The organism is Mesorhizobium sp. GW821-FHT04C10, assembly GCF_059420305.1.
This window is the reverse complement of the sequence record NZ_JBWKTL010000001.1, coordinates 1,627,388-1,649,827: the sequence shown is the minus strand read 5'-3', so window position 1 is coordinate 1,649,827 and position 22,440 is coordinate 1,627,388. Positions and strand designations below refer to the sequence as shown.

The 22,440-nt window shown below is 63.7% G+C and carries 23 protein-coding genes and 1 pseudogene; 14 read left to right on the top strand and 10 right to left on the bottom strand.

Annotated elements, in window-relative coordinates; all coding sequences use genetic code 11:
* Nucleotides 1–170: 170 nt before the first annotated feature.
* The 7 genes from tkt (at nt 171) to AC07UC_RS08000 (ending at nt 9,821) form a co-directional block, all read left to right on the top strand.
* Complete coding sequence (gene tkt / locus AC07UC_RS08030; protein WP_140777477.1) at nt 171–2,162, top strand: transketolase; 1,992 nt, start codon at nt 171–173, stop codon at nt 2,160–2,162.
* Nucleotides 2,163–2,373: 211 nt separating this feature from the next.
* Nucleotides 2,374–3,384: a type I glyceraldehyde-3-phosphate dehydrogenase gene (gene gap / locus AC07UC_RS08025; protein WP_065005509.1), complete on the top strand. Its 1,011-nt coding sequence runs from the start codon at nt 2,374–2,376 to the stop codon at nt 3,382–3,384.
* Nucleotides 3,385–3,669: 285 nt separating this feature from the next.
* Entirely contained in the window at nt 3,670–5,550 is a 1,881-nt protein-coding gene (locus AC07UC_RS08020) for a potassium/proton antiporter (protein WP_494905015.1), read from the top strand.
* Between the two features lie 157 nt (nt 5,551–5,707).
* Nucleotides 5,708–6,910: a phosphoglycerate kinase gene (locus AC07UC_RS08015; protein WP_494905013.1), complete on the top strand. Its 1,203-nt coding sequence runs from the start codon at nt 5,708–5,710 to the stop codon at nt 6,908–6,910.
* A 121-nt stretch (nt 6,911–7,031) separates the two neighbouring features.
* Complete coding sequence (locus tag AC07UC_RS08010; RefSeq protein ID WP_202325631.1) at nt 7,032–8,057, top strand: class I fructose-bisphosphate aldolase; 1,026 nt, start codon at nt 7,032–7,034, stop codon at nt 8,055–8,057.
* Nucleotides 8,058–8,305: 248 nt separating this feature from the next.
* Complete coding sequence (locus AC07UC_RS08005) at nt 8,306–9,046, top strand: DUF899 domain-containing protein (protein WP_494905011.1); 741 nt, start codon at nt 8,306–8,308, stop codon at nt 9,044–9,046.
* Nucleotides 9,047–9,107: 61 nt separating this feature from the next.
* Nucleotides 9,108–9,821 carry an SGNH/GDSL hydrolase family protein gene (locus AC07UC_RS08000; RefSeq protein ID WP_494905009.1) on the top strand — a complete coding sequence of 238 codons (714 nt, stop codon included), beginning with the start codon at nt 9,108–9,110 and terminating at the stop codon, nt 9,819–9,821.
* A 32-nt stretch (nt 9,822–9,853) separates the two neighbouring features.
* Here the strand turns inward: AC07UC_RS08000 and AC07UC_RS07995 are convergent, their stop codons facing one another.
* From AC07UC_RS07995 to AC07UC_RS07985, 3 genes are all read right to left on the bottom strand, one after another.
* A complete protein-coding gene (locus AC07UC_RS07995; RefSeq protein ID WP_140776964.1) occupies nt 9,854–10,015 on the bottom strand; it encodes a hypothetical protein in 162 nt (53 codons plus the stop codon).
* 83 nt (nt 10,016–10,098) lie between these two features.
* Entirely contained in the window at nt 10,099–11,655 is a 1,557-nt protein-coding gene (locus AC07UC_RS07990) for an ArnT family glycosyltransferase (RefSeq protein WP_494905007.1), read from the bottom strand.
* A gap of 28 nt (nt 11,656–11,683) precedes the next feature.
* Nucleotides 11,684–12,637: a ring-cleaving dioxygenase gene (locus AC07UC_RS07985; RefSeq protein WP_494905005.1), complete on the bottom strand. Its 954-nt coding sequence runs from the start codon at nt 12,635–12,637 to the stop codon at nt 11,684–11,686.
* 298 nt (nt 12,638–12,935) lie between these two features.
* Here AC07UC_RS07985 and AC07UC_RS07980 point away from each other — a divergent pair, with 298 nt between their 5' ends.
* The 4 genes from AC07UC_RS07980 to AC07UC_RS07965 all read left to right on the top strand — a co-directional run bounded on the left by AC07UC_RS07980 (nt 12,936) and on the right by AC07UC_RS07965 (nt 15,101).
* Nucleotides 12,936–13,103, top strand: coding sequence for a hypothetical protein (locus tag AC07UC_RS07980; RefSeq protein ID WP_019861634.1), 168 nt, complete (start codon nt 12,936–12,938; stop codon nt 13,101–13,103).
* Nucleotides 13,104–13,244: 141 nt separating this feature from the next.
* A complete protein-coding gene (locus tag AC07UC_RS07975) occupies nt 13,245–13,835 on the top strand; it encodes a DJ-1/PfpI family protein (protein ID WP_494905003.1) in 591 nt (196 codons plus the stop codon).
* A gap of 66 nt (nt 13,836–13,901) precedes the next feature.
* Complete coding sequence (locus AC07UC_RS07970) at nt 13,902–14,309, top strand: hypothetical protein (protein WP_202325626.1); 408 nt, start codon at nt 13,902–13,904, stop codon at nt 14,307–14,309.
* A gap of 72 nt (nt 14,310–14,381) precedes the next feature.
* Entirely contained in the window at nt 14,382–15,101 is a 720-nt protein-coding gene (locus tag AC07UC_RS07965; protein WP_027031515.1) for a helix-turn-helix transcriptional regulator, read from the top strand.
* A 56-nt stretch (nt 15,102–15,157) separates the two neighbouring features.
* Here the strand turns inward: AC07UC_RS07965 and AC07UC_RS07960 are convergent, their stop codons facing one another.
* From AC07UC_RS07960 to AC07UC_RS07945, 4 genes are all read right to left on the bottom strand, one after another.
* Nucleotides 15,158–15,850: a DUF1013 domain-containing protein gene (locus tag AC07UC_RS07960; RefSeq protein ID WP_044548374.1), complete on the bottom strand. Its 693-nt coding sequence runs from the start codon at nt 15,848–15,850 to the stop codon at nt 15,158–15,160.
* 180 nt (nt 15,851–16,030) lie between these two features.
* Nucleotides 16,031–17,113 carry a helix-turn-helix transcriptional regulator gene (locus AC07UC_RS07955; RefSeq protein WP_202327209.1) on the bottom strand — a complete coding sequence of 361 codons (1,083 nt, stop codon included), beginning with the start codon at nt 17,111–17,113 and terminating at the stop codon, nt 16,031–16,033.
* A 353-nt stretch (nt 17,114–17,466) separates the two neighbouring features.
* Nucleotides 17,467–17,607: a DUF1127 domain-containing protein gene (locus AC07UC_RS07950; protein ID WP_064987068.1), complete on the bottom strand. Its 141-nt coding sequence runs from the start codon at nt 17,605–17,607 to the stop codon at nt 17,467–17,469.
* Between the two features lie 300 nt (nt 17,608–17,907).
* A complete protein-coding gene (locus AC07UC_RS07945; protein WP_140776982.1) occupies nt 17,908–18,918 on the bottom strand; it encodes an NAD(P)H-quinone oxidoreductase in 1,011 nt (336 codons plus the stop codon).
* Nucleotides 18,919–19,040: 122 nt separating this feature from the next.
* Here AC07UC_RS07945 and AC07UC_RS07940 point away from each other — a divergent pair, with 122 nt between their 5' ends.
* The 3 genes and pseudogenes from AC07UC_RS07940 (at nt 19,041) to AC07UC_RS07930 (ending at nt 20,867) form a co-directional block, all read left to right on the top strand.
* Nucleotides 19,041–19,235, top strand: a complete 195-nt coding sequence (locus AC07UC_RS07940) for a DUF1192 domain-containing protein (protein ID WP_494908911.1) — start codon at nt 19,041–19,043, stop codon at nt 19,233–19,235.
* 65 nt (nt 19,236–19,300) lie between these two features.
* Nucleotides 19,301–20,572: pseudogene (locus tag AC07UC_RS07935) on the top strand (MFS transporter); the annotation flags it as partial.
* 31 nt (nt 20,573–20,603) lie between these two features.
* Nucleotides 20,604–20,867 carry an ArsR/SmtB family transcription factor gene (locus AC07UC_RS07930; RefSeq protein WP_027031521.1) on the top strand — a complete coding sequence of 88 codons (264 nt, stop codon included), beginning with the start codon at nt 20,604–20,606 and terminating at the stop codon, nt 20,865–20,867.
* A gap of 36 nt (nt 20,868–20,903) precedes the next feature.
* On the opposite strand, the gene AC07UC_RS07925 is transcribed toward AC07UC_RS07930, so the two are convergent.
* The 3 genes from AC07UC_RS07925 to AC07UC_RS07915 are packed head-to-tail and all read right to left on the bottom strand — an operon-like array spanning nt 20,904 to nt 22,377.
* Nucleotides 20,904–21,368 carry an SRPBCC family protein gene (locus AC07UC_RS07925; RefSeq protein WP_202325623.1) on the bottom strand — a complete coding sequence of 155 codons (465 nt, stop codon included), beginning with the start codon at nt 21,366–21,368 and terminating at the stop codon, nt 20,904–20,906.
* A gap of 11 nt (nt 21,369–21,379) precedes the next feature.
* Nucleotides 21,380–21,715 (bottom strand): ArsR/SmtB family transcription factor, encoded by a 336-nt coding sequence (locus tag AC07UC_RS07920; RefSeq protein ID WP_494904998.1) that lies wholly within the window; start codon nt 21,713–21,715, stop codon nt 21,380–21,382.
* Between the two features lie 5 nt (nt 21,716–21,720).
* Nucleotides 21,721–22,377 (bottom strand): glutathione S-transferase family protein, encoded by a 657-nt coding sequence (locus AC07UC_RS07915; RefSeq protein ID WP_494904996.1) that lies wholly within the window; start codon nt 22,375–22,377, stop codon nt 21,721–21,723.
* Nucleotides 22,378–22,440 lie beyond the last annotated feature (63 nt).

Here is a 22,440-nt window from a genome sequence, read left to right as displayed (position 1 = left end):
ACAAAGCTCTCGCGACTGTCCCCCGCTAACGCTAATGTAGGCCCGCCGCCGGCATCACAAGACTGGCAAATGTGCACCCGATTTGTTGACTAAAAGCCCGCGCCTGCTATGTGTCGCGCACCCTTTTCAAGGGCTCTCCCAAGCCCCCAAACCCCCACCCTGGAGGAACCATGACGTCGCGTGAACAACATGACCGGATGGCCAATGCGATCCGTTTTCTCTCCATGGACGCTGTCGAGAAGGCGAATTCCGGCCATCCCGGCCTGCCCATGGGCTGCGCCGACATCGCCACGGTGCTGTTCACCCGCTTCCTGAAATACGATCCCAAGGCCCCGCACTGGGCCGACCGCGACCGCTTCATCCTGTCGGCAGGCCATGGTTCGATGCTGCTCTATTCGCTGCTCTACCTGACCGGCTACGAGGACATGACGATCGACCAGATCAAGCATTTCCGCCAGTTGGGCTCCAAGACCGCCGGGCATCCCGAGTACGGCCATGCCACCGGCATCGAGACGACGACCGGCCCGCTCGGCCAGGGGCTGGCCAATTCGGTCGGCTTCGCGCTTGGCGAGCGCATCATGAACGCCGCCTTCGGCAACGACCTCGTCAACCACTACACCTATGTGCTGGCCGGCGACGGCTGCCTGATGGAAGGTGTTTCCCAGGAAGCGATCGCGCTTGCCGGGCATCTGAAGCTCAACAAGCTGATCGTCTTCTGGGACAACAACAACATCTCGATCGACGGTCCGGTTTCGCTCGCCGACAACACCGACCAGGTCGCCCGCTTCCAGGCCTCGGGTTGGAATGCCAGCCATATCGACGGCACCGATCCGGAAGCGATCGCCTACGCCATCGAGGCCGCCCGCCATTCCGACAAGCCGACGATGATCGCCTGCAAGACCACCATCGGCTTCGGCGCCCCGACCAAGGCCGGCACCAACAAGGCGCACGGCTCGCCGCTCGGCGCCGACGAGATCGCCGGCGCGCGCAAGTTCTTCAACTGGGAGTCGCCGCCTTTCGAGATTCCGGCCGAGATCCTCGAGGCCTGGCGCGCAGCCGGCAAGGCCGGCGCCAAGCCGCGCACCGACTGGGAAGGCCGCCTCGCCAAGGCCGAGCCGAAGCTGAAGGCCGAGTTCGAGCGCCGCCTCGCCGGCAAGCTGCCGTCCAATTTCGACGCCGTCATTGCCGAGTACAAGAAGAAGCTTTCGGCCGACAAGCCGAAGGTCGCCACCCGCAAATCGTCCGAGATGGCGCTGGAAGTCATCAACGGCGCCGTGCCGGAAACCATCGGCGGCTCCGCCGACCTGACCGGCTCCAACAACACCAAGACCAGCCAGACCAAGAACATCACGCCCGACGACTATGGCCAGCGCTATGTCCACTACGGCATCCGTGAGCACGGCATGGCGGCCGCGATCAACGGCCTGACGCTGCATGGCGGCCTCATCGCCTATGGCGGCACCTTCATGTGCTTCTCCGACTATGCCCGCCCGTCGATGCGGCTTTCCTCGCTGATGGGCATCCGCTCGATCTTCGTCATGACCCATGATTCCATTGGGCTCGGCGAAGACGGCCCGACCCATCAGCCGGTCGAGCACCTGGCGGCCCTGCGCGCCATCCCCAACCACAATGTCTTCCGCCCGGCCGATGCGGTGGAAACCGCCGAATGCTGGCAGATCGCGCTCGAATCCGAAAAGACCCCGTCGACCCTGGCGCTGACCCGTCAGAACCTGCCGACGGTGCGCACCGAGCACTCCGCCAAGAACCTGAGCAGCCAGGGCGCCTATGAACTGGCCGCGGCCAGCGGCGAGGCGGCGGTGACCATCTTCGCCACCGGCTCCGAGGTCGAGATCGCTCTTGGCGCCCGTGACCTGCTCGAGAAGCACGGCCATCCGACCCGCGTCGTCTCGGTGCCTTGCTTCGAACTGTTCGACAAGCAGAGCGACGACTACCGCAAGAAGACCATCGGCAACGCGCCGATCAAGATGGCGATCGAGGCCGGCATCCGCCAGGGCTGGGATCATCTCATCGGTTCGGACGGCATCTTCGTCGGCATGACCGGCTTCGGCGCCTCGGGCACGATCGAGCAGCTCTACCCGCATTTCGGCATCACCGCCGAGGCGGCGGCCAAGGCAGCGGAGGCCCGCCTGCACGCCAAGTAAGGCCTGTGCATGTGCCCAAGCCTTATTGCGGTTTGGGGGTGATGACTTGCACGAAACAAAAATGACCCGGCGAAACCGCGCAAAGCGATTTCGCCGGACTGGCCCAAACTAATCGATTTAAATCTGCGTCGCTGCGGCTGGATTCTTTCCGCTTGCGCCGCTATGAAGCTGCGGACCCATCGTCTGCCCTCCAGCTCCCAGGGAGAGAAAAATGACCGTCAGAGTTGCCATCAACGGATTCGGCCGCATCGGCCGCAACATCCTGCGCGCCATCCACGAATCCGGCCGCAAGGACATCGACGTCGTCGCGGTCAACGACCTCGGCCCGGTCGAGACCAACGCGCACCTGCTGCGCTACGACAGCGTGCACGGCCGCTTCCCGCATGAAGTGTCGGTGTCCGGCGACCAGATCACGGTCGGCAAGGAAAAGTTCAAGGTCACCGCCATCAAGGACCCCACGCAGCTGCCGTGGAAGGAACTCGGCGTCGACATCGCGCTCGAATGCACCGGCATCTTCACCGCCCGTGACAAGGCCGCCGCGCACCTGACCGCCGGCGCCAAGCGCGTGCTGGTCTCGGCCCCTGCCGAAGGCGCCGACCTCACCGTCGTCTATGGCATCAACCACGACAAGCTGACCAAGGACCACATCGTCATCTCGAACGCCTCCTGCACCACCAACTGCCTCGCGCCGCTAGCCGCCGTGCTGCACGAGACGGTCGGCATCGAAAAGGGCATGATGACGACGATCCACTCCTACACGGGCGATCAGCCGACGCTGGACACCATGCACAAGGATCTCTACCGCGCCCGCGCCGCGGCCCTGTCGCAGATCCCGACCTCGACCGGTGCCGCCAAGGCCATCGGCCTCGTGCTGCCCGATCTCAAGGGCAAGCTCGACGGCATCTCGATCCGCGTGCCGACCCCGAACGTCTCGGTCGTCGACTTCAAGTTCATCGCCAAGCGTCCGACCACGGTCCAGGAAATCAACGACGCGGTCATCGCCGCCTCCAATGGCAAGTTGAAGGGCATTCTCGGCGTCACTCATCACCCGAACGTGTCGATCGACTTCAACCACGATCCGCGGTCCTCGATCATGGCGCTAGACCAGACCAAGGTGATGGACGGCAACTTCGTTTCGGTGCTGTCCTGGTACGATAATGAATGGGGCTTCTCCAACCGCATGGGTGACACGGCCGTCGCCTTCGGCAAGACCATCGCCTGATCGCGGCCCCATCTTCCAGAGACTTGAAACGCCCGGCTTTGTCCGGGCGTTTTCATTTGCCGGAGCAGCGACGAAAATCGGCGGCTTCGGCCAAAAAACCACCCTGCCGCCTTGCACTGGCCATGCCTTCGCCCCACTCTCCATTGAATCGGGAAGACATTACAGCGCCGCGCGTCCTTGGACGCGCAAGGGACGCTGTAACACTTTTGATTTGCGCATGATCCTTTCCGAAATCGATCCCGATTTCGGGGGCATGCGGCAGGAATTCGAGGGGGCAAATCACGGATGGAGCATGCGATCTATCTCGTCACGCTGGTCGGCACGGCGCTCGTTGTCGCCGCCGCGTTTTCGAGCCTGATCGCCTTCCGCTTCGGAGCCCCTCTCCTCCTGCTCTTTCTCTGCATCGGGCTCGCCACCGGAACCGACGGTCTCGGCATCGAATTCGACAATGCCCGCATCGCCTATTTTGCCGGCTCACTGGCTCTCGCCGTCATCCTGTTCGATTCCGGCTTCGGCACGCCGCTCAACGCCTTGCGGCAGGCGGCGGGCCCGGCGCTCTCGCTGGCGACCTTCGGCGTGCTTCTCACCACCGGCCTTTTCGGCGCCGCAGCCTACTATCTTCTCGATTTGAGCTGGCTGGAATCCTTCCTGCTCGGGGCCGCCGTCGCTTCGACCGACGCCGCGGCGGTGTTCTTCCTGCTGCGCGCCGGCGAGATCAATCTGCGCGAACGCGTGCGCTCCACGCTCGAGGTGGAATCCGGCAGCAACGACCCGATCGCCATCTTCCTGACCATCACTCTGGTCGAGGTCATCGCCGCCCACGCCAACCCCGAAGCTGACGTCCTGGTCACCAGCCTGATCCTCGGCTTCCTCGTCAATATGGGCCTCGGCGCCATCGTCGGCGTGCTCGGTGGCCTTGCCATCGTGCGTCTCGTCGACCGGCTCAACCTCGACCACGGCCTGCTGCCGATCTTCGTGCTGACCCTGTCGCTGATGGTCTTCGCCGCCGCCGGCGCCATTGGCGGTTCGGGTTTTCTGGCGGTCTATATCGCCGGCCTCATTGCCGGCAATTCCGACATCCGCGCCGTCACCATCCTGAAGCGCTTCCAGGACGGCATGTCCTGGCTCGCGCAGATCATCATGTTCCTGATCCTTGGCCTGTTCGCGACACCCTCGCAGTTTCCGGCGATCATGGTGCCGGCGGTGCTGCTCGGCCTGTTCCTGATGTTTGTCGCAAGACCCGTCGCGGTCTGGCTCTGCCTGATTCCGTTCCGCCTGCCGCGACCCGAAGTCGCCTTCGTCTCCTGGGTCGGCCTGCGCGGCGCCGTGTCCATCCTGCTTGCCATCACGCCGCTGCTCGGCGGGCTGGAGAACGGCCGCGTCATCTTCAACACGGCGTTCATCATCGTGCTGGTGTCCCTGGTCGTTCAGGGCTGGACGGTCGGTCCGCTGGCACGCCGCCTCGGCCTCATCGTCCCGGCACGGTTGGGACCGCTGGACAAGGTCGAACTCGAACTCCCCGGCTCCGCCCATCACGAGCTTCTCGCCTATCGCGTCGCACCTGGCAGCCCTGTGGCGCGCGGCGAGCGCATTCCGCGCTGGGCACGGCCCTCGCTGGTGCTGCGCGACGGCCGCTCGATGCGCTTCCAGGACATGGGCCGGCTGGCCGCCGGCGACCAGGTCTACATCTTCGTGCCGGACCGCTATCCGCGCCTGCTCGACAAGCTGTTCGCCAGCCGCGCCGTGGTCGACCCCGAGGATGCCGATTTCTTCGGCGCCTTCGCCGTCGACCCGGCGCGCTCCGCCGCCGAGCTGGAGGCCGCCTACGCGCCGGGCCTGACCGAAGCGGAGCAGAAACAGACCGTCGGCGCGCTGGTCACGGCGCGGCTCGGCGGCCATGCCGAATATGCCGACCGAGTGCTCATCGGCTCGATCGAACTGATCGTCAGGGACGTCGACGACAAGGGCAGGATCACGGGCCTCGGTCTTTCCTTCGAGCCGACCGCACCGGTGGCGCGGGTGCCGGTGTTCCTCAGCGCCGGCGAGATGGGCGACCGTCTGAGCGCCTTTATCCGCAACTGGCGCAAGCCGATCGAGACGCAGGTGGCGGCAGAGCCCGAAGACGGCCCCGAGCCACCGGCTGAAAAGGCAACGACCGGAAGCTGACAACAGCGATCGTTTGCCCTCTCCCGTCGGCGTGGGCCGATCTTCACGGACTATGTCCCCGCCCGCCTCAAAATTTCGCACCACACCGTGGCCAAAGCCTTGCATCGGCACCGATGCGGGGTATGGTCCCGGCGATTTTCCAAGGAAAGGGACCGGCATGGCTGCCTTCAAGACACTGGACGATATCGGCAACATCAGCGGCAAGCGCGTGCTGGTGCGCGTCGACCTCAACGTTCCCGTCGCCGACGGCAAGGTCACCGACGCCACCCGCATCGAGCGCATCGCGCCGACCATCGCCGAATTGTCCGGCAAGGGCGCCAAGGTCATCCTGCTCGCGCATTTCGGCCGGCCGAAGGATGGTCCCTCGCCCGAATTCTCGCTGGAGCCGATCGCCAGGGCGACGGCCGAGGTGCTCGGCCGCCCCGTCGGCTTTGCCTCGGATTGCGTCGGCGACACGGCGGGCAGTGCGGTCGCGGCCATGAACAAGGGCGACGTGCTGCTCTTCGAAAACACCCGCTTCTACAAGGCCGAGGAAAAGAACGACCCGGCCTTCACCGAAAGGCTCGCCGCCAATGGCGACATCTTCGTCAACGACGCCTTTTCGGCGGCCCACCGCGCCCACTCCTCGACCGAAGGGCTGGCCCGTCTGTTGCCGGCCTTTGCCGGCCGCACCATGCAGGCTGAACTGGAAGCACTGGAGAAAGGCCTGGGCAAACCGGTGCGCCCGGTCGTCGCCATCGTCGGCGGCGCCAAGGTCTCGACCAAGATCGACCTGCTGATGAACCTGGTGAAGAAGGTCGACGCACTGGTGATCGGCGGCGGCATGGCCAACACCTTCCTGGCCGCGCGTGGCACCGCTGTCGGCAAGTCGCTGTGCGAGCATGACCTCGCCCCCACCGCCAAGCAGATCATGATCGAGGCGGCGGAGGCCGGCTGCGCCATCATCCTGCCCGTCGACGGCGTCGTCGCCAAGGAGTTCAAGGCGGGTGCGGCCTGCGAGACCGTTGCCATATCGGAGGTGCCGGCCGACGGCATGATCCTCGATGTCGGCGCCAAGACCGTGACGACGATCGGCGAGTGGATCGACCGTGCCGCGACGCTGGTCTGGAACGGCCCGCTCGGCGCCTTCGAGATCGCGCCGTTCGACCACGCCACGGTGGCTGCCGCCCAGCACGCGGCGGCCCGCACCAAGGCCGGCAAGCTGATCTCCGTCGCCGGTGGCGGCGATACGGTGGCGGCGCTCAACCACGCCGGTGTCGCCGACGACTTCACCTATGTCTCGACCGCCGGCGGCGCCTTCCTGGAATGGATGGAAGGCAAGCCCCTGCCCGGCGTCGACGTGCTGAAGAAGAAGGCCTAACCGCGACGACAGCGCCAAAAAAGGCGCTCGGAACTTTCAATCGATTCGAGCTTTCCGATGCCATTCCTTTGGCGGTAGACTTCCGTTAAGCGCGGAACGAACCCCTTTCAGGAGAAGCATGATGAGCGAACGTCTCGAAGACATTGCCGCCGCGATCGTGGCCAACGGCAAGGGCCTGCTGGCCGCCGATGAAAGCTCCGGCACGATCAAGAAGCGCTTCGATGTCATTGGCGTCGAATCGACCGCCGACAGCCGCCGCGACTATCGCGAGATGATGTTCCGCGCCAAGGACGCGATGACCAAGTATATTTCCGGCGTCATCCTCTATGACGAGACGATCCGCCAAAAGGCCGCCGACGGCACGCCGCTTGTCGACATCATCAAGGCGGCAGGCGCCATCCCCGGCATCAAGGTCGATGCCGGCGCCAAGCCTCTGGCCGCCTTCCCCGGCGACACCATCACCGAGGGCCTCGACGGCCTGCGCGAACGCCTTGCCGACTACTACAAGCTCGGCGCCCGCTTCGCCAAATGGCGCGCGGTGATCGACATCGACACCGCCAAGGGCGTGCCGTCGGCGACCTCTATCGGCTCCAACACCCATGCACTGGCCCGCTACGCCGCCCTTTGCCAGGAAGCCGGCATCGTGCCGATCGTCGAGCCGGAAGTGCTGATGGACGGCGCCCATTCGATCGACACGTGCTACGAGATCAGCAAGATGACTTTGCTCAAGCTCTATAACGAGCTCTACGCGGCCCGCGTCGTGCTCGAAGGCACGATCCTGAAGCCCAACATGGTGCTGTCGGGCAAGAAGTCAGGCACGGTGGACAGTCCCGAAAAGGTCGCCGAGATGACCATAAAACTTTTCCGCGAGACGGTGCCGGCTGCGGTCCCGGGCATCGCCTTCCTTTCCGGCGGCCAGGAGGACGAGGAGGCGACCGCCAACCTCAACGCCATCAACGCCATCGGCCCGCATCCGTGGAAGCTGACCTTCTCCTACGGCCGCGCGCTGCAGGCCGCCCCGCAGAAGGCCTGGAGCGGCAAGGCATCGAATGTCGCCGCCGGTCAGGCCGCCTTCACCCATCGCGCTCACATGAACTATCTGGCCGCGCTCGGAAAATGGAAGGCGAGCCTCGAACAGGCCGCCTGAACACAGTTCTCTCGTCTTCTTCGAACCCGGGCCAATGCGCCCGGGTTTTTGTTTGCGGCAGGCCCGGGCTTGGGATGGAGCCTGTCCATCCTTATCTCCCTCTCGGCGCTGGAGCATGATCCAAAAAGTGGAATCCGGTCTTCCCGGACAAACGGGAGCCGGCTTGTCCAGGGATCATGCTCAACCAACGAGCGATGTCGGTTTGCGCTCATCCCGAACGTCCTTGGGGTGCAGACAGGGAGAGATTCATGCATCGCAACAAGATCGTTTCACGCGAAGACTGGTTCCAGGCGCACAAGGCACATCTGGCCCGCGAGAAGGAACTGACCCGGCTTCGCGAGCGCATCGCGGCCGAGCGGCGTGAATTACCCTGGCTGAAGATCAGGAAGGATTATGTCTTCGAGACTGAACAGGGGCCAAAGAAACTGGCCGACCTGTTTGGCGCCAACAGCCAGCTGATCGTCTACCACTTCATGTTCGGGCCGGGCTGCAGGCATCACTGCGAGGGCTGCTCCTTCCTTGCCGATCATATAGACGGCGCCAACCAGCATCTGAGGCATCACGATGTATCCCTGGTGGTGATCTCGCGCGCGCCGCTGGCCGAGCTTCTGCCCTACAAGCGGCGCATGGGCTGGAAATTCGACTGGGTGTCGTCCTATGCTTCGGACTTCAACTTCGACATGCAGGTTTCCTTCACCGACAAGCAGATTGCGGCCGGCGACACCACCTACAATTTCGAGACCCGTCCGCGGACATCGAAGGAGCTTCCCGGTACCAGTGTTTTCTATCAGGACGAGAACGGTGACATCTTCCTCACCTTTCTGTCGCGTGCGCGCGGCGGCGAGGCGCAGATCGGCGCCTATGATTATCTCGATATGACGCCGAAAGGCCGCAATGAAAATGGCCCTTATCACGGCCTGATGGACTGGGTGCGGCTGCACGACGAATATCAGGACAAGCAGGCGGGCCAGCCGAACTGCTGCGACTGAAGGCGTTCACCTCCGCCGAAACATGCGCTAAGCCTGCCGCAAATCATTCCACGGTATCGCCATGCGTTTTCCCGCCCTTCTCACCTGGCTCGCCTTCCCCATCTATGTCTGGCAGGGATTGGGTGTGCGCCGCCGCACCTCGCGGATGCTGCCGGCGCAGGGGCCGGTCATGCATGAGATATCAGGCAAGTCACCGGCGATCTCGCTGCTGGTGCTGGGCGATTCCTCCGCCGCCTCGGTCGGCATAGGCAATTCCGAGGACGGGCTTGCCGCGCAGCTCGCCGTTCTGGTCTCGCAGCGTACCGGCCAGGCCGTGCGCTGGCGCGCCGCCGGCTTCAATTCGGCGACGTCGGGCCAAATCCGCGACCACGTCCTGCCCAATCTGTCGGCCGATCCGTGGACGCATATCGTGCTCGCCATCGGCACCAACGACACCAAGAATTTTCATTCCGTGCCGCGCTTCAAGAAGGAGTTCGGCGGCCTGCTCTACGCGCTGCGCGCCAAATGGCCGGAGGCGCGCGTGGTGTGGTCGCCGGTGCTGGAGTTCACCCGCGCTCCCGCCATGCCGACGCTGCTGGGCAAAATCCTCGAAATCCGCGCCACCGCGATGAACAGGATGGGCGAGCGGCTTTGCCTGGAGCGCGGCGCATTGCCCGCACCCCGCCTGCCGATCACCAATCCCGAGGCCGGTTTTGCCTCGGACGGCTTTCATGCCTCGGAGGCGGGTTACCGGGCCTGGGCGGAACATCTCGTCGGCATGGTCCTCGCCAGCTGACAGCCAAGAAGCCTATCTTGTCTTGGGAAGGCCTATGTCAAATGCCCGAGCACGGCCGCCAGCGAGATCGCGGCCATCGCCAGAAGCGCCAGCTTCCAGAAATCGGCGCGGCGCTTCAGCCCGGGCCAGCCGATTGGCTTGATCAGCTGGATGACCATGAAGCCGACGATGACAAGGGCGAGAAGTTTCGTCATGCCGCCTTTGACCAGCAACGCGACCGGCTGTCAAAACCTGCTTATACATCACCGGCCGAAGCCAGATGTTTCAGCGCATGCCATCAGCGGACCATGCTGGCGGGGATGCAGGATCGCGCGTTGCGCAGATCATAGATCCTTACCGTCGGCGCGACATAGCCATAGTCCCCATATGGCTTCGAAAATTGCGCCACGACATGGCCGTCGAGGCAATGGAACATGCCGGCAAGCTCATAAATCAGCGGATCCTGCGCTCTCAATCCTCCGCCGCGCAGATATCGCTGAAACTTCAACGATACGAGGTAGTCGGCCGACGAGAGATTGCGGTAGTCCTTGGTTTCCGGTGCCGGCTCTCCCATTGGAAAATCCACCACGAAACGCGTGACTCCTTGCTTTTCAAGGAAGCGCATCGCCGCAAAGCGTGTATCCGTTTCCCGGTCCAGGTTCGCGACATAGGTCATGCCGGCGTGCGCGCTGGCAACCATCGCGACAAGTCCAAGTCCGATCGCCACCGGCCTGCCTCGCGACCCGATCGACCTGGAACAGGCAATACCCGCGGCCAACAGCAGATAGACAACCACCGGCAGGATGTAACGCATGGAGCCGACGATTTTGAGTGGCGAGAGTTCGAGCAGGAAGAGCCAGATGAAGGCCCCGCCCGCGTAGGCGGCAACATATTTGTTGCGGTCGGCGATGATGGCAAAAGCGATCGCCCCAAGCGCGATCGCCACGGTCGGGCCGCTGAGGCTGGGGATCAGATGGTAACGGAAATGCGTGAGCCCGTAGCCCTCCCAGAACCATTCCCTGAGGTCGTGGCCTGTTTCAGCGTGTATCAGTTCCGAGCCAAGGCCTTTGATCACCGTTGAAAGGCCACTTCCGGCCTCGGTCAGCAGCGACACGCCAAAGATTGCCAATATGGTAAGCGCGTCAGCGGCGACGATAATGGCGGTCTGCCTGAGACCGAGCCGGCAGTAGACGATCGCCACGATGAAAAGAACGAGGCTGTTGCCGGCGCCCACATATTTCGCCGAGACGGCGAGGCCGAGCGCAAATCCGAAATAGACGAGATTGACTGAGTTAACCTGCTCCTTCAGCCGAACGAGCGCATGCAGCCCGACACACAGGGCGAAGACCAGGACAGCGTCTTCCTTGAAGTAATGCGCGTGAACCGCGATGGCTGGCGAGACCGCGAAAACGCAAGCCCACAGGAAGGCATTGATATCATCCGCGTATCGCCGCAACACGATATAGAAGAGGATACTTGCCGCAACACAGGCCAACGCGCTGACACTTCGGCCAGCCAGCAAATAGTCATGTTCGTTCGACGCGCCGGAAAGCCATCCCGCGAAGCGGGCCAATACGATCAACAATGGAGGGTGTGCGTAATTGTGGTGCTGCCCCGCGGCAAACGCCACCTTGATCGACTCGTCCGGCTGGATCCCAAAAGGGAAGTCGAGGTTGTAAAAGGCGAGCGACGCCGAGACCGCGGCCAGCACCAACATGGCCAACGCCTGGGAATCACTCCGTGTCAGGCCGGCGGCGGTGGCTGGCATGAGCGGCTGGCCGACAGTCATGGTCTCACAACGAACGAGAGGAATTTCGACAGCCGCTTTTTGCCCTGCATGGCGGCCGGCTGTCAAAGTGCTCCTCTCGTCCGTCTGTCTTGAGTTACCTCAGCGGCTTGAGGCCGGCTTCGATCGAGGCGCGCTTCGGTTCTAGGAACGGCGGCAGGGCCAGGCTTTCGCCCAGTGTCTCCAGCGGCTCATCCGCGGTGAAGCCCGGCCCATCCGTGGCGATCTCGAACAGGATGCCGTTCGGCTCGCGGAAATAGAGCGAGCGGAAGTAGTAGCGCTCGACCTCGCCGCTCGACGGCAGGCGGAATTCGCCCAGACGGGCGGTCCATTGATGCAGCGTCTCCTGGTCCGGCGCCCTGAAGGCGACGTGGTGAACAGCGCCGGCGCCTTGCCTTGCCGGCGCCAGCCCGGGCTGCACGGCGACATGAAGCTCTGCCGCCGGCCCGCCCGCGCCCATTTCGAACACGTGGACCTGGCCCTCGCCGTCCGGCGAGGCATAGTCGCGGACCTTGCGCATGTTCATCACCCTGGTCAGCACCGCCTCTGTATTGGTGATGTCGGGGACGCTGATGACGATTGGCCCGAGCCCGCGAATCTGATGCTCGGCCGGCACCGGGCTTTGCGCCCAGGGGTGGCTGCCGCCCTTCCCGCCATCGCTGATCAGCCGCAGACGCTGGCCTTCAGGATCCTCGAAATCGAGGCCGGGGTAGCCGCCGATGTCGGCAATCTCTCCTGTCACGATGTTTTCAGCGGCCAGGTGCTGCTTCCACCAGGCAAGGCTCTCCTGGCTGCCGACCCTGAGGCTGGTCCGCGCGATGCTGTGGGTGCCGCGTCGTTCGCGGCCAACCGGCCAGTCGAAGAAGGTGAGGTCGGTGCCCGGTGTTGCCTCACCGTCGGCATAGAAGAGGTGGTAGGCCGACGTATCGTCCTGGTTCACCGTCTTCTTGACCAGCCGCAGGCCCAGCACCTTCGTATAGAAGTGAAGATTGCCGGGTGCATTGGCGGTGATGGCGGTCAGATGGTGGATTCCTGTCAGTTGCAGGCTCATGGTCGTCTCCCTGTTTTTGGGGAAGAATTTTCTCCTGTCATATCAGAACTGCGGCCCCATCGCTGAAGGCCTTGTATCCCGACAGTCCGTCGCCGCGGATTGAACAATGACCCATCGATAAGCACTCATACGGTGAACAATCCTCCTCCTGCTCGCTGGCCCGAGTTTGCGGTTCGAGGATGGCCTTCCCGGATCTGTATCAGGCGGAGCTATCGCCGCGAACCCTGCCATCCTCCTGACAGACTGCTGTCAGGAGGGGTGTGCGATACTGCATTCAGTCAGAGAGAGGAGAATAGCCATGAACGGTTTCACCATTCTGCGCGGCATGCAGCACTATGTCGGCAAGGTTCGCACCATGCGCAACGAAATCCGCACGCAGCGTTTCATGAACGCACTGCCCGCGGACATCCGCAAGGATATCGGCTGGCCGGATATGTATGCGGAACGTCGCTCTCGCGGCAATTGAGGCGAATTTTTCGACGTCGATATTGGACATGGATGCGCCAATGCCCAGATATCGATGCATGTAGCCCGAAAATCGCCCCCGGCTTGGGGGCACGACATGCATGAAAATGAAGCTATGGCGCGCCGGGGATGGAGCGAGCTTATGCCCGAACAGAAGACAATCGGCTTCCTCTTCATCGAAGGTTTTGCCGACTGGGAGTATGGCTTGCTGGCGGCCTCGGCGGTTGAATGGTTCGGCGCCCGCGCCGTGTCGCTGACCCCCGAAGGCAGGCCGGTGACCGGAATCAGCGGTTTTCGGCTGACGCCTGACCGCTCGGCCGGCGTTGAAGAGAATGCCGATCTCGATGCTGTCGCCGTCATCGGTTCCGACCAGTGGGCGGGCAAGGCACCGCCGGATGTCGCCGAACTGCTGAACTCCGTTGCAACGCGCGGCGGTGTCGTCGGCGGGATCTGCGCCGGCACGCTGGCTCTGGCTCGGGCCGGCATGTTCGGACATGCCAAACATACCAGCAATGGCCGCGACTGGATCAACGGTCATGAAGCCGGCTATGCGGGCGACAACAACTACCAGGACGTGCCGCACGCGGTCGCGGACGGCAAGATCGTATCCGCGCCGGGTTCGGCGCCGGGCACCTTTGCCCTCGCCTTTCTGAAGACGCTCTATCCGGAAAGAAGCAGCGATCTCGCGCAGATGCGGACGCTGTTCGCCAGGGAATATGCTGAAGCCTCCTGACAGTATGCTGTCAGGAGGCGCGTGCGATGGTGGGACAATGCGCAAGGCCGGCCGAGAGGACGATCGATGAAAAGCTGGAACGACAGGCTGAACACGCCTGGCATCAACGGCGTGAAACCAACGCCACGCACGGTGGGAGATGTCATCGAAGGCCAGCCGATGCTGGTGCCGACCGCACGGCAGGTCGATGACTTCATCCGCTCCATTCCCGAAGGCGTCGAGATGGACGTGCGTGCGTTGCGCACGGCGCTTGCCGTCGAACACGGTGCCGAAGTGACATGCCCGGTCACCATCGGCTATCATCTGCGCACGGTTGCCGAAGCCGCCAGGGAAGACCTGGAGCGCGGCATGACGCTGAGCGACATCGCTCCCTTCTGGCGCGTGCTCGATGCCAAGACGCCGACAACGAAGAAACTGTCCTTTGGCGCGGAGTTCGTTGCCGCGCAGCGCAAGCGCGAAGGACTGAAGCCGTAATGCATGTCATTCGCAAGTGGATCCGGTCCGGGAGCCACGGCATGCATGGGAAAACCACTGGGGAAGCAAACGATGCGCCGCGCCGACAGGCTCTTTCAGATCGTGCAGCATCTGCGGGGTGGCCGTCTGGTCACCGCCCAGAAGCTCGGCACGTGGCTCGAGGTTTCCGAGCGAACGATCTACCGCGACATAGCCGACCTGCAGTCGACCGGGGTGCCGATCGACGGCGAGGCCGGTGTTGGCTACATGATGAGGGAGGGTTTCGACCTTCCGCCGCTGATGTTCACGCGTGACGAGATCGTGGCGCTGGTTGCCGGCGCGCGCATGGTGCGCGCCTTTGGCGGCGCCGCCATGGCACGCGCCGCCGACGAGGCGCTGGTCAAGATCGGCGCCGTGCTGCCCGACGCGGAGAAAGACCGCATCGCCCGCACCGAGATCCATACGCCGATGTGGGTGGTGAGCGACGCCGCCCGCGAGGCGATCGACCTGATCGAGCGCGCCGTCGAGAAGCGCCAGGTGCTGACCGTTGACTACTCGGACGAAGCCGGCCGTAGCACCGCGCGCGACATCCGGCCGCTCGGCCTGTGGTTCTGGGGCAAGGTGTGGACGCTGGTCGCCTGGTGCGAAATGCGCGACGATTTTCGAGCCTTCCGCATCGACCGCATCGCCTCGGTGGTGATCGCCGGCCGCATCTTCAAGCCGGAGCGCGGCAAGCAGCTTGCCGACTTCTACCGGGCGGTGGAGCGCAGCGAGGACTACGGCATGGCGCCGGACCGCGTGGCGCGAAGCTGAGATCCCAAGAGAAAAAAAAGCCCGCTCGAAGCGGGCTTTTTGGTCTGTCGAGACGCTCACTCGTCGTCCGCGTCCTCGTTCTTCGACTTCAGTGCCGAGAGCTTGGCGAACACGGCGTTGGCGTCGAGTTCGGCATCTTCGTCCTTCGGCTTTTCGGGAGCCGGCACCAGCCGCTCGGTCAGGGCCGCGGGCAGCAGCGTGTCGCCGACCGGCTGCGCCTGCTCGCGGCCGCGCGAGGCACGGTTGACTTCCATGTCGAGGTCGATCTGCGAGGCAAGACCCAGCGTCACCGGATCCATCGGCTGCAGATTGGCCGAGTTCCAGTGCTTGCGTTCGCGGATCTGCTCGATCGTCGACTTGGTGGTGCCGACGAGACGCGAAATCTGGGCGTCCTTGAGTTCGGGATGGTTGCGCACCAGCCACAGGATGGCGTTCGGCCGGTCCTGGCGCTTCGACAGCGGCGTGTAGCGCGGACCCTTGCGCTTGGATTCCGGCACCCGCACCTTGGGATCGGAAAGCTTCAGGCGCTGGTTCGGATCCTTCTCGGCGCGCGCGATCTCGTCGCGGGTCAGCTGGCCGGTCATGATCGGGTCCATGCCCTTGATGCCTTGCGCCGATTCGCCATCGGCGATCGCCTTGACCTCGAGCGGATGCAGCCCGCAGAACTGCGCGATCTGCTCAAAGGAGAGCGCGGTGTTGTCGACCAGCCAGACGGCGGTCGCCTTGGGCATCAGCAGCGTATTGGCCATTTTAAAAATCCTTCTCGTTCGCCCGCGTTCCCGCGCGGGCGGTGGTTTAGAGCCACCAAAATGGGAAATTCGCGGCCTGTATAACCGTTCCCTTGCTGTTTCGCAATGTTTTTGGAGGCGCGGGCGGCCTCAATACGTTCGGGAACCAGCAAGCGCATTCACTGCCAACCGCCGGCGACCTCAACCAAAGGGGCCGGCGCTTTTCAGCAGCGCCACGAGCTGGCTTTGCTGGCGTGTCCCGGTCTTGGCGAATATTCGCTCCAGATAGGTCCGGGCGGTTTTTTCCGTGATGTTGGAACCGACTGCGGCGGCCTTGAGCGCATGGCCTTGCGACAGCGCCGTGGCCAGCCGTGCTTCGGCCGGCGTCAGATCGAATAATCCCGCAAGCAGTGTCGGCGAAGGCACAAGCGAGCTGGCGCTGAGCGCCGTCGCCGCCACCAGAATGTCGGCGCCCGAAAAGATCTCATGCGCCGAACGGCGCAATGGCAACATGTGCAGAACCATCGGCCGCCGGCCCTCCACGCCTTGCACCGGTATGGAGCGGACTGTCGGCTCCATGTCGTTGCGCGCGGCGACGACAGCTTGCTGGAACAGCCGGTTGGCCTCGGGATCGGCAATGGCCAAGCCGCCAAAGGCGGTGGGCAGGAACAGGGAGGACAGGCCGTCGAACAGCGTATTGGCGAGCATCACCCGCCCTTTCAGCGACAGGACAGCCGCCGGCAGGCCCATCGCCGTCATGGCGGCAACCGTTCCTTCGGCGCGTTCAAGGCCGAGCCGCCCCGCTATCAGGCCGGCACGCGCCATGGCTGGCCGGAGACTGTCGAGCACGTCCAGGCTCTTTTGGTCGTAGTCGCCTTCGCCGAGCCGTCGTTGGAAAACGAAGATAGCCATCTCGCCGCTGGGCATCGGTATCGCGGTGCAGGCATGCGCGCCGATACCCATGGCGCGAAGCCGTTTTCGGACCGGATCGTTCTCGATCTCGTCGGGCGTGAGGAAAGCCTCAACGTCGACGAAGCTTGCCGGCTGCAGCGCACACATGCGCGAAACCGCCGCCGAGAACTGCAGCGTGTCGCTCGCCAGCAATTCGCCTTGCAGATCCTGCAGGAACGCGATCGTCTTGCCGCGCGCGGGCTGGTCGTCGCCGAACAGAAACACGGCGCCACCCACGGAGCCGGATACGGAATCGATATCCTCCAGCACATCCGGCCAGAGGTCGGGCACGAAGGCCGCCTCGTAGATCCTGTTCGTCAGGTCGTCGAGCATGGGCAAGAAGCCTTTCGGGCAAGCAACTTGCCAGACCCGAACAATCAACGCTTCAGGCCGACCGATCTTCCCCCGAGGTCAAACATGCCACGGCGGCAACCACGGTCAATAAGCAAAATGCCGAAGAGCGGTCGGCCTGAGCAGCACCATTGAACTGCCTCCTGCCGCTTGCGCAAGCCGGAGCAAGCAACGCGACGCGCGCGCTCCTGGAACCGGAAGCCAATCGCCCGGATCCCCAAAAGACAAAACCCGCTGGACTGGGTCCAGCGGGTTCGGAACCGGAGACGGGAAGCGTCTGCGACGGCTCTGCTTCTCGGCACGAGCACGGCCTTGCGGCCGGGTCGTGCTTGAAATCAGATCGCCTGGCGGGCGATCCGTTCGATGTCGGCGCGGTTGATGCCGAGATCGCTGAGCTGACGCGCGTTGAGACGGTTCAGTTCGCGCACGGTCTCGTTGTACATGCGCCAGTTACGGAAAGCGCGGATCGGGTTCATGATGGTCCTCCTGATGGGGTGTTCGTTTCGATGCTGCACAGATAGTGGTCATCGATGAGGACTTGAACGGCCGATTTTGCATAGCAATGATGCAAATGCTGCATTGCACCATTAAGCTTCTGTTCATCTCGTAGGCAGTGGGACGAAGGGCGCTGGCCCAGGACGTGTCGAGATTCAGGTCAGGCCGCGTCGAAAATGATGGTTTCCGAGAACCGGAGCGGAGCGTGCTCAGGTACGTGAGCACCGGAAGCGCAGGAAGCCATCATTTGCAGGCCGGCCTCACCTGAATATCGATACGTCCTAGCCGACGTCGAGCACGATCTTGCCGATATGTTCGCCCTCCTCCATCCGCTCATGCGCGCGCCAGGCATCCGTGAGTGGGTAGATCATGTCCATGACCGGAGCGACCTTGCGCGTGCCGAGCAGCGGCCAGACCTGCGCTTCCAGCGCAGCCGCGATCGCCGCCTTGAACTCGACAGTGCGCGGCCGCAGTGTCGAACCCGTATGGGTCAGCCGCTTGACCATGATCTTGGAAAAGTCGGCACTGGCGACAGCGCCCGCCTGCACCGCGATCTGGACGATCCGGCCCTCGACGGCGGCGGCCTCGTAGTTGCGCTGGACATAGTCGCCACCGACCATGTCGAGGATGACATTGGCGCCCTTGCCGCCCGTCGCCTCCTTGACCGCCTTGACGAAGTCCTCCTCGCGATAGTTGATCGCCCGGTCGGCGCCGAGCTTCAGGCAGGCATCGCATTTCTCCTTGGATCCGGCGGTGGTGATGACATGCGCGCCGAAGGCCGAGGCAAGCTGGATCGCCGTTGTGCCGATGCCGGACGAGCCGCCATGCACGAGCAGCGTCTCGCCTTTCTTCAAGCCGCCGCGTTCGAAGACATTGTGCCAGACCGTGAAATAGTTTTCAGGCACCGCCGCCGCTTCCGTATGGGTGAAGCCCGCGGGCAGCGGCAACACGCTGCCGGTATGAACCTTGACATATTCGGCATAACCGCCGCCGGGGGTGAGCGCGCAGACCCGTTCGCCGATGCGCCAGCGCGATACCTCGTCGCCAAGCGCGGCCACTTCGCCCGAGACCTCGAGGCCCGGCAGGTCCGATGCTCCAGGCGGTGGCGGATAGGCCCCCTTGCGCTGCTGTACGTCGGGCCGGTTGACGCCGGCGGCATGCACCTTGATCAGGATCTCGCCGGGACCAGGCTGGGGCACGTCACGGGTTTCCGGTTTCAGCACCCGTGGGCCGCCCGGCTCCGAGATCGCGATCGCTGTCATCCTTGCCGGAATTTTCTGTCCGCTCGCCATGAACTTTCCCGTCTTTCCTCGCCGCGTTCTTACCGGCTGTTTGCATCGACGCCCTTGCCCTATGTATGCTCATTGCCAAATCAGGCAAATGGCCAATCTGGTCTGGCGGAGGAGGAGCAACCATGGCGATCTTCGACGACGAACCCAAGAAAAAGGCGCGTCCGCACGAGATCGGGCAGGACCTGTCGCTGCTCTCCGTTGGCGAGCTGTCGGAGCGCATCGGCATCCTGCGCGACGAAATCGGCCGGCTGGAGGCCGAACTCAAGGCCAAGGACAACACCAAATCGGCCGCCGAGGCGCTGTTCCGCCGCGGATAGGCGACGGGCGCAACGGCCCGCCGCCGAAAAGCCCGAATGCGCCTGTCTTCAGACCTTGCGTCCCTCCCAGAGTCCAGCCGGATCAGAAAATGCTCGCATCCTACAGGCCGATCCTCTCCCTGCTTCGCGGCACTGCCTTCCTGCTGGCGGCATCGGGCCTGCATGGGCTGCTGTTGCCCTTGCGCGGCCAGGTGGAAGGGTTTTCGACAGCCTCGCTTGGCCTGATGGGCACGGCCTGGGCCGGCGGCTTCGTCACCGGCTGCTTTTTTGCACCGCGCATCGTGCGCCGCGCCGGACATGTGCGCGCGTTCGGCGCCTTTGCCGCGTCCGGTGCCATCGTGGCGCTGCTCACCGGCCTGATCATCGACGAATATGTCTGGATCCTGCTGCGCGCCTTCACCGGCTTTACCATGGCCGGCGCCTTCATGGTCATCGAAAGCTGGCTGAACGAGAAGGCCACAAACGAGAACCGCGGCACCGTCTTCGGCCTCTATATGATGGTCACCTATGCCTCGATCATGGGGGGCCAGATGATCGTCGCTGGCGGCGATGTGAAATCGGCATCGCTGTTCATGATCACCGGCATCCTGTTCTGCCTGTCGCTGATCCCGACCGCGGTTTCGACGGCCTCGCACCCCAAACCGCTGCAGGACGTCAAACTCGACGTCAAGGGGCTCTACGCCAACTCGCCGGTGTCGGCGATCGCCTGCCTGCTGATCGGCATCGCCAACGGCGCCTGGGGAACGCTTGGTGCTGTCTACGGTGCCCGCATTGGTATTTCCACCGCCGAGATCGCCTTGATGATGAGCCTTGTGGTCGTCGCCGGCGCCGCCATGCAACTGCCGGCCGGGCGCCTGTCCGACAAGACCGACCGGCGTTTCGTGCTGGCCGGTGCCGCGTTCGGCGCGGCGCTGTTCGCGCTCATGATCTTCCTGTTCGAACCGCGCTCCGGCATCTTCGTCATCGTCTTCACCGCTGCCTATGGCGCTTTCGCCTACACGCTCTATTCGATCGCCGTGGCGCACGCCAACGACCACGCCCGTGCCGAGGATTTCGTCAAGGTATCGGGCGGATTGCTGCTGCTTTACGGCTTTGGCACCATGATCGGCCCTTTGCTGGCGGCGGCGCTGATGGGCTGGATGCGCCCGGAAGGCCTGTTCCTGGCGACCGCCTTCGCGCATCTGTCGCTGGCTGGCTACACGCTGCTGCGCATCAGCCGCCGCGCTCCGGTGCCGATCGGAGATCGCGATGCCTTCAAGACGCAACCGGCCGACCGCTCGGTGACGCCGGAAGCATTGCGGCTTGATCCAAGAAGAAAAGAAGAAACAGACAGTTGAGATTTGAAAAACTTTGCCTCACAAATGAGGCATGATGTTTTCCGACGCCTTCATGGCGATCGCCGACCCCAATCGGCGCCATCTTCTGGAAGAACTTCGACGCGGTCCGAAGACCGTCAACGAATTAGCGGCCGGGTTGCCAGTGTCACGCCCAGCCGTTTCACAGCACCTGAAAGTTTTGCTCGACGCCGGACTGGTGAATGCCAAGGCCGAAGGCACGCGGCGTGTCTATACGGTAAGCAACGCGGGCTTCCTGAAACTCAACATCTGGCTTGATCAGTTCTGGGAGGCCTGATCCAGGCGCCCTCAACCTCCGACAGCGCCCCGATGATCAGGTCTGTACATGCAGGAAGGCGCCAAGCGCGTCGAGCAGTTCGCCCGTTCCATGCTCACGCGTGGCCGGCGTGTCGTGGCCATCGAGGAAGGCCCCCTGCTCCGTCATCACAAGCCGCGTGCCACCGTTTTCCGCCATGATCTCGATCGTCGCCAGTGACACCGAGACGCGGGTTTCGCCGAACAGCAGCTCATAGCTGTAGACGATGCGGCTGTCCGGCACGATGTCCTGGTAGACCGCGTTGAAGAAATGCATCTGCCCGTCGCTCGGGCAGCCGGCATTGGTCTCCCTGCCGCCGACGCGGAAGTCCATTTCGTGCCGGCTGGGCATCGGGTCGTGGGGATCGACGAACCATCGCCGCTTGGCATCAGGATCGCTGAGCGCGAAGAAGACTCTTGCAGGTGCCGCCGGATAGAAGCGCTCGACGACAAAGGTGGAATGGACGACGGATCGTTGGCTCACTGAAGCCTCCTTCATGTTTCGTCACTGGTTTCTGCGAGAAAATCGCCGAGCCGGTCCAGCCGGCGTTCCCAGACGAGGCGTCGTTCGTTGATCCAGTGCTCGGCCGCTCTCAGCGCCTTCGGCTCGATCTGGCAGGTGCGCACGCGCCCCAGTTTTTCCGAGCGCACCAGGCCACTGGCCTCCAGCACGTTGAGATGCTGGACGACAGCCGACAGCGACATCGCCAGCGGCTCGGCCAGTTGGCTGACCGAGGCGGGGCCACGCGACAGCCGGTCGACCATCTGCCGTCGCGCCGGATCGGCAAGCGCCTGGAACATCAGGTCGAGCTGGGCGGGATCGTGCAGCATCCCGGTCAGCCGTTATTATAGGGGAAGAACTTGAAGTAGGGCTGCGCCTCCTCGATCACCCTGGCGAAGGCAGGGCGCTGCAGCAGCCGGTCGTGATAGCGCTTCACGGCCGGATATTCGTCGCCGAACGGCTCGACCTTGTTGGCATAGAAGAGTGCTGGAGATGCCGCGCAATCGGCCAGGCTGAAGGCATCGCCCACCGCCCAGCTCCGCGACTGCATCTCCTGTTCGATGATGGCGTAAGAGGTTCGCAGCTGGCCGCGCGCCTGCTCGACACCAAACGGATCGGTCTTGTCCTGCGGACGCAACCGGTCGCCGACGATCTTCTGCATCGGCTCCTGCACATAGAAATCATAGAAGCGGTCAGCCTGGCGGACGGCCAGCGCCGGGTCGACGTCGGCGGGAACGAGTTCGACCGGCCCCGGATAATGCGCAGCCAGATATTCGACGACGATGGTCGATTCCAGCACCGTGCGGTCGCGCGCATCGTCGCGCAGCGCCGGCATCTTGCCGGTCGGCGATATCTTGAGGAAGGCGGCCCGCGATTGCTCGTCGCCGAGATCCACGATGATCGGGTTGAAGGCGGTGCCGTTCTCGTAAAGCGCGATCAGCGGCTTCCAGCAGAAGGAGGCCAGAGGATGGAAATACAGCGTCAGGGACATTCTTTGCTCGCATGTTTCTGGTTCGTCGGCGGGCGGGAGCCGGATGTCCCGTCAAGCCAACAC

Coding starts and splice junctions, on each gene's coding strand:
- AC07UC_RS07965 (WP_027031515.1), top strand. CDS start 14,382: ATGCGCCGCGCCGACAGGCTCTTTCAGATCGTGCAGCATCTGCGGGGT.
- AC07UC_RS08000 (WP_494905009.1), top strand. CDS start 9,108: ATGCGTTTTCCCGCCCTTCTCACCTGGCTCGCCTTCCCCATCTATGTC.
- AC07UC_RS07930 (WP_027031521.1), top strand. CDS start 20,604: ATGATGTTTTCCGACGCCTTCATGGCGATCGCCGACCCCAATCGGCGC.
- AC07UC_RS07945 (WP_140776982.1), bottom strand. CDS start 18,918: ATGGCGAGCGGACAGAAAATTCCGGCAAGGATGACAGCGATCGCGATC.
- AC07UC_RS07940 (WP_494908911.1), top strand. CDS start 19,041: ATGGCGATCTTCGACGACGAACCCAAGAAAAAGGCGCGTCCGCACGAG.
- AC07UC_RS08010 (WP_202325631.1), top strand. CDS start 7,032: ATGAGCGAACGTCTCGAAGACATTGCCGCCGCGATCGTGGCCAACGGC.
- AC07UC_RS07980 (WP_019861634.1), top strand. CDS start 12,936: ATGAACGGTTTCACCATTCTGCGCGGCATGCAGCACTATGTCGGCAAG.
- AC07UC_RS07975 (WP_494905003.1), top strand. CDS start 13,245: ATGCCCGAACAGAAGACAATCGGCTTCCTCTTCATCGAAGGTTTTGCC.
- AC07UC_RS07955 (WP_202327209.1), bottom strand. CDS start 17,113: ATGCTCGACGACCTGACGAACAGGATCTACGAGGCGGCCTTCGTGCCC.
- gap (WP_065005509.1), top strand. CDS start 2,374: ATGACCGTCAGAGTTGCCATCAACGGATTCGGCCGCATCGGCCGCAAC.
- AC07UC_RS07950 (WP_064987068.1), bottom strand. CDS start 17,607: ATGAACCCGATCCGCGCTTTCCGTAACTGGCGCATGTACAACGAGACC.
- AC07UC_RS07970 (WP_202325626.1), top strand. CDS start 13,902: ATGAAAAGCTGGAACGACAGGCTGAACACGCCTGGCATCAACGGCGTG.
- AC07UC_RS08015 (WP_494905013.1), top strand. CDS start 5,708: ATGGCTGCCTTCAAGACACTGGACGATATCGGCAACATCAGCGGCAAG.
- tkt (WP_140777477.1), top strand. CDS start 171: ATGACGTCGCGTGAACAACATGACCGGATGGCCAATGCGATCCGTTTT.
- AC07UC_RS08005 (WP_494905011.1), top strand. CDS start 8,306: ATGCATCGCAACAAGATCGTTTCACGCGAAGACTGGTTCCAGGCGCAC.
- AC07UC_RS07915 (WP_494904996.1), bottom strand. CDS start 22,377: ATGTCCCTGACGCTGTATTTCCATCCTCTGGCCTCCTTCTGCTGGAAG.
- AC07UC_RS07920 (WP_494904998.1), bottom strand. CDS start 21,715: ATGCTGCACGATCCCGCCCAGCTCGACCTGATGTTCCAGGCGCTTGCC.
- AC07UC_RS07960 (WP_044548374.1), bottom strand. CDS start 15,850: ATGGCCAATACGCTGCTGATGCCCAAGGCGACCGCCGTCTGGCTGGTC.
- AC07UC_RS08020 (WP_494905015.1), top strand. CDS start 3,670: ATGGAGCATGCGATCTATCTCGTCACGCTGGTCGGCACGGCGCTCGTT.
- AC07UC_RS07995 (WP_140776964.1), bottom strand. CDS start 10,015: ATGACGAAACTTCTCGCCCTTGTCATCGTCGGCTTCATGGTCATCCAG.
- AC07UC_RS07985 (WP_494905005.1), bottom strand. CDS start 12,637: ATGAGCCTGCAACTGACAGGAATCCACCATCTGACCGCCATCACCGCC.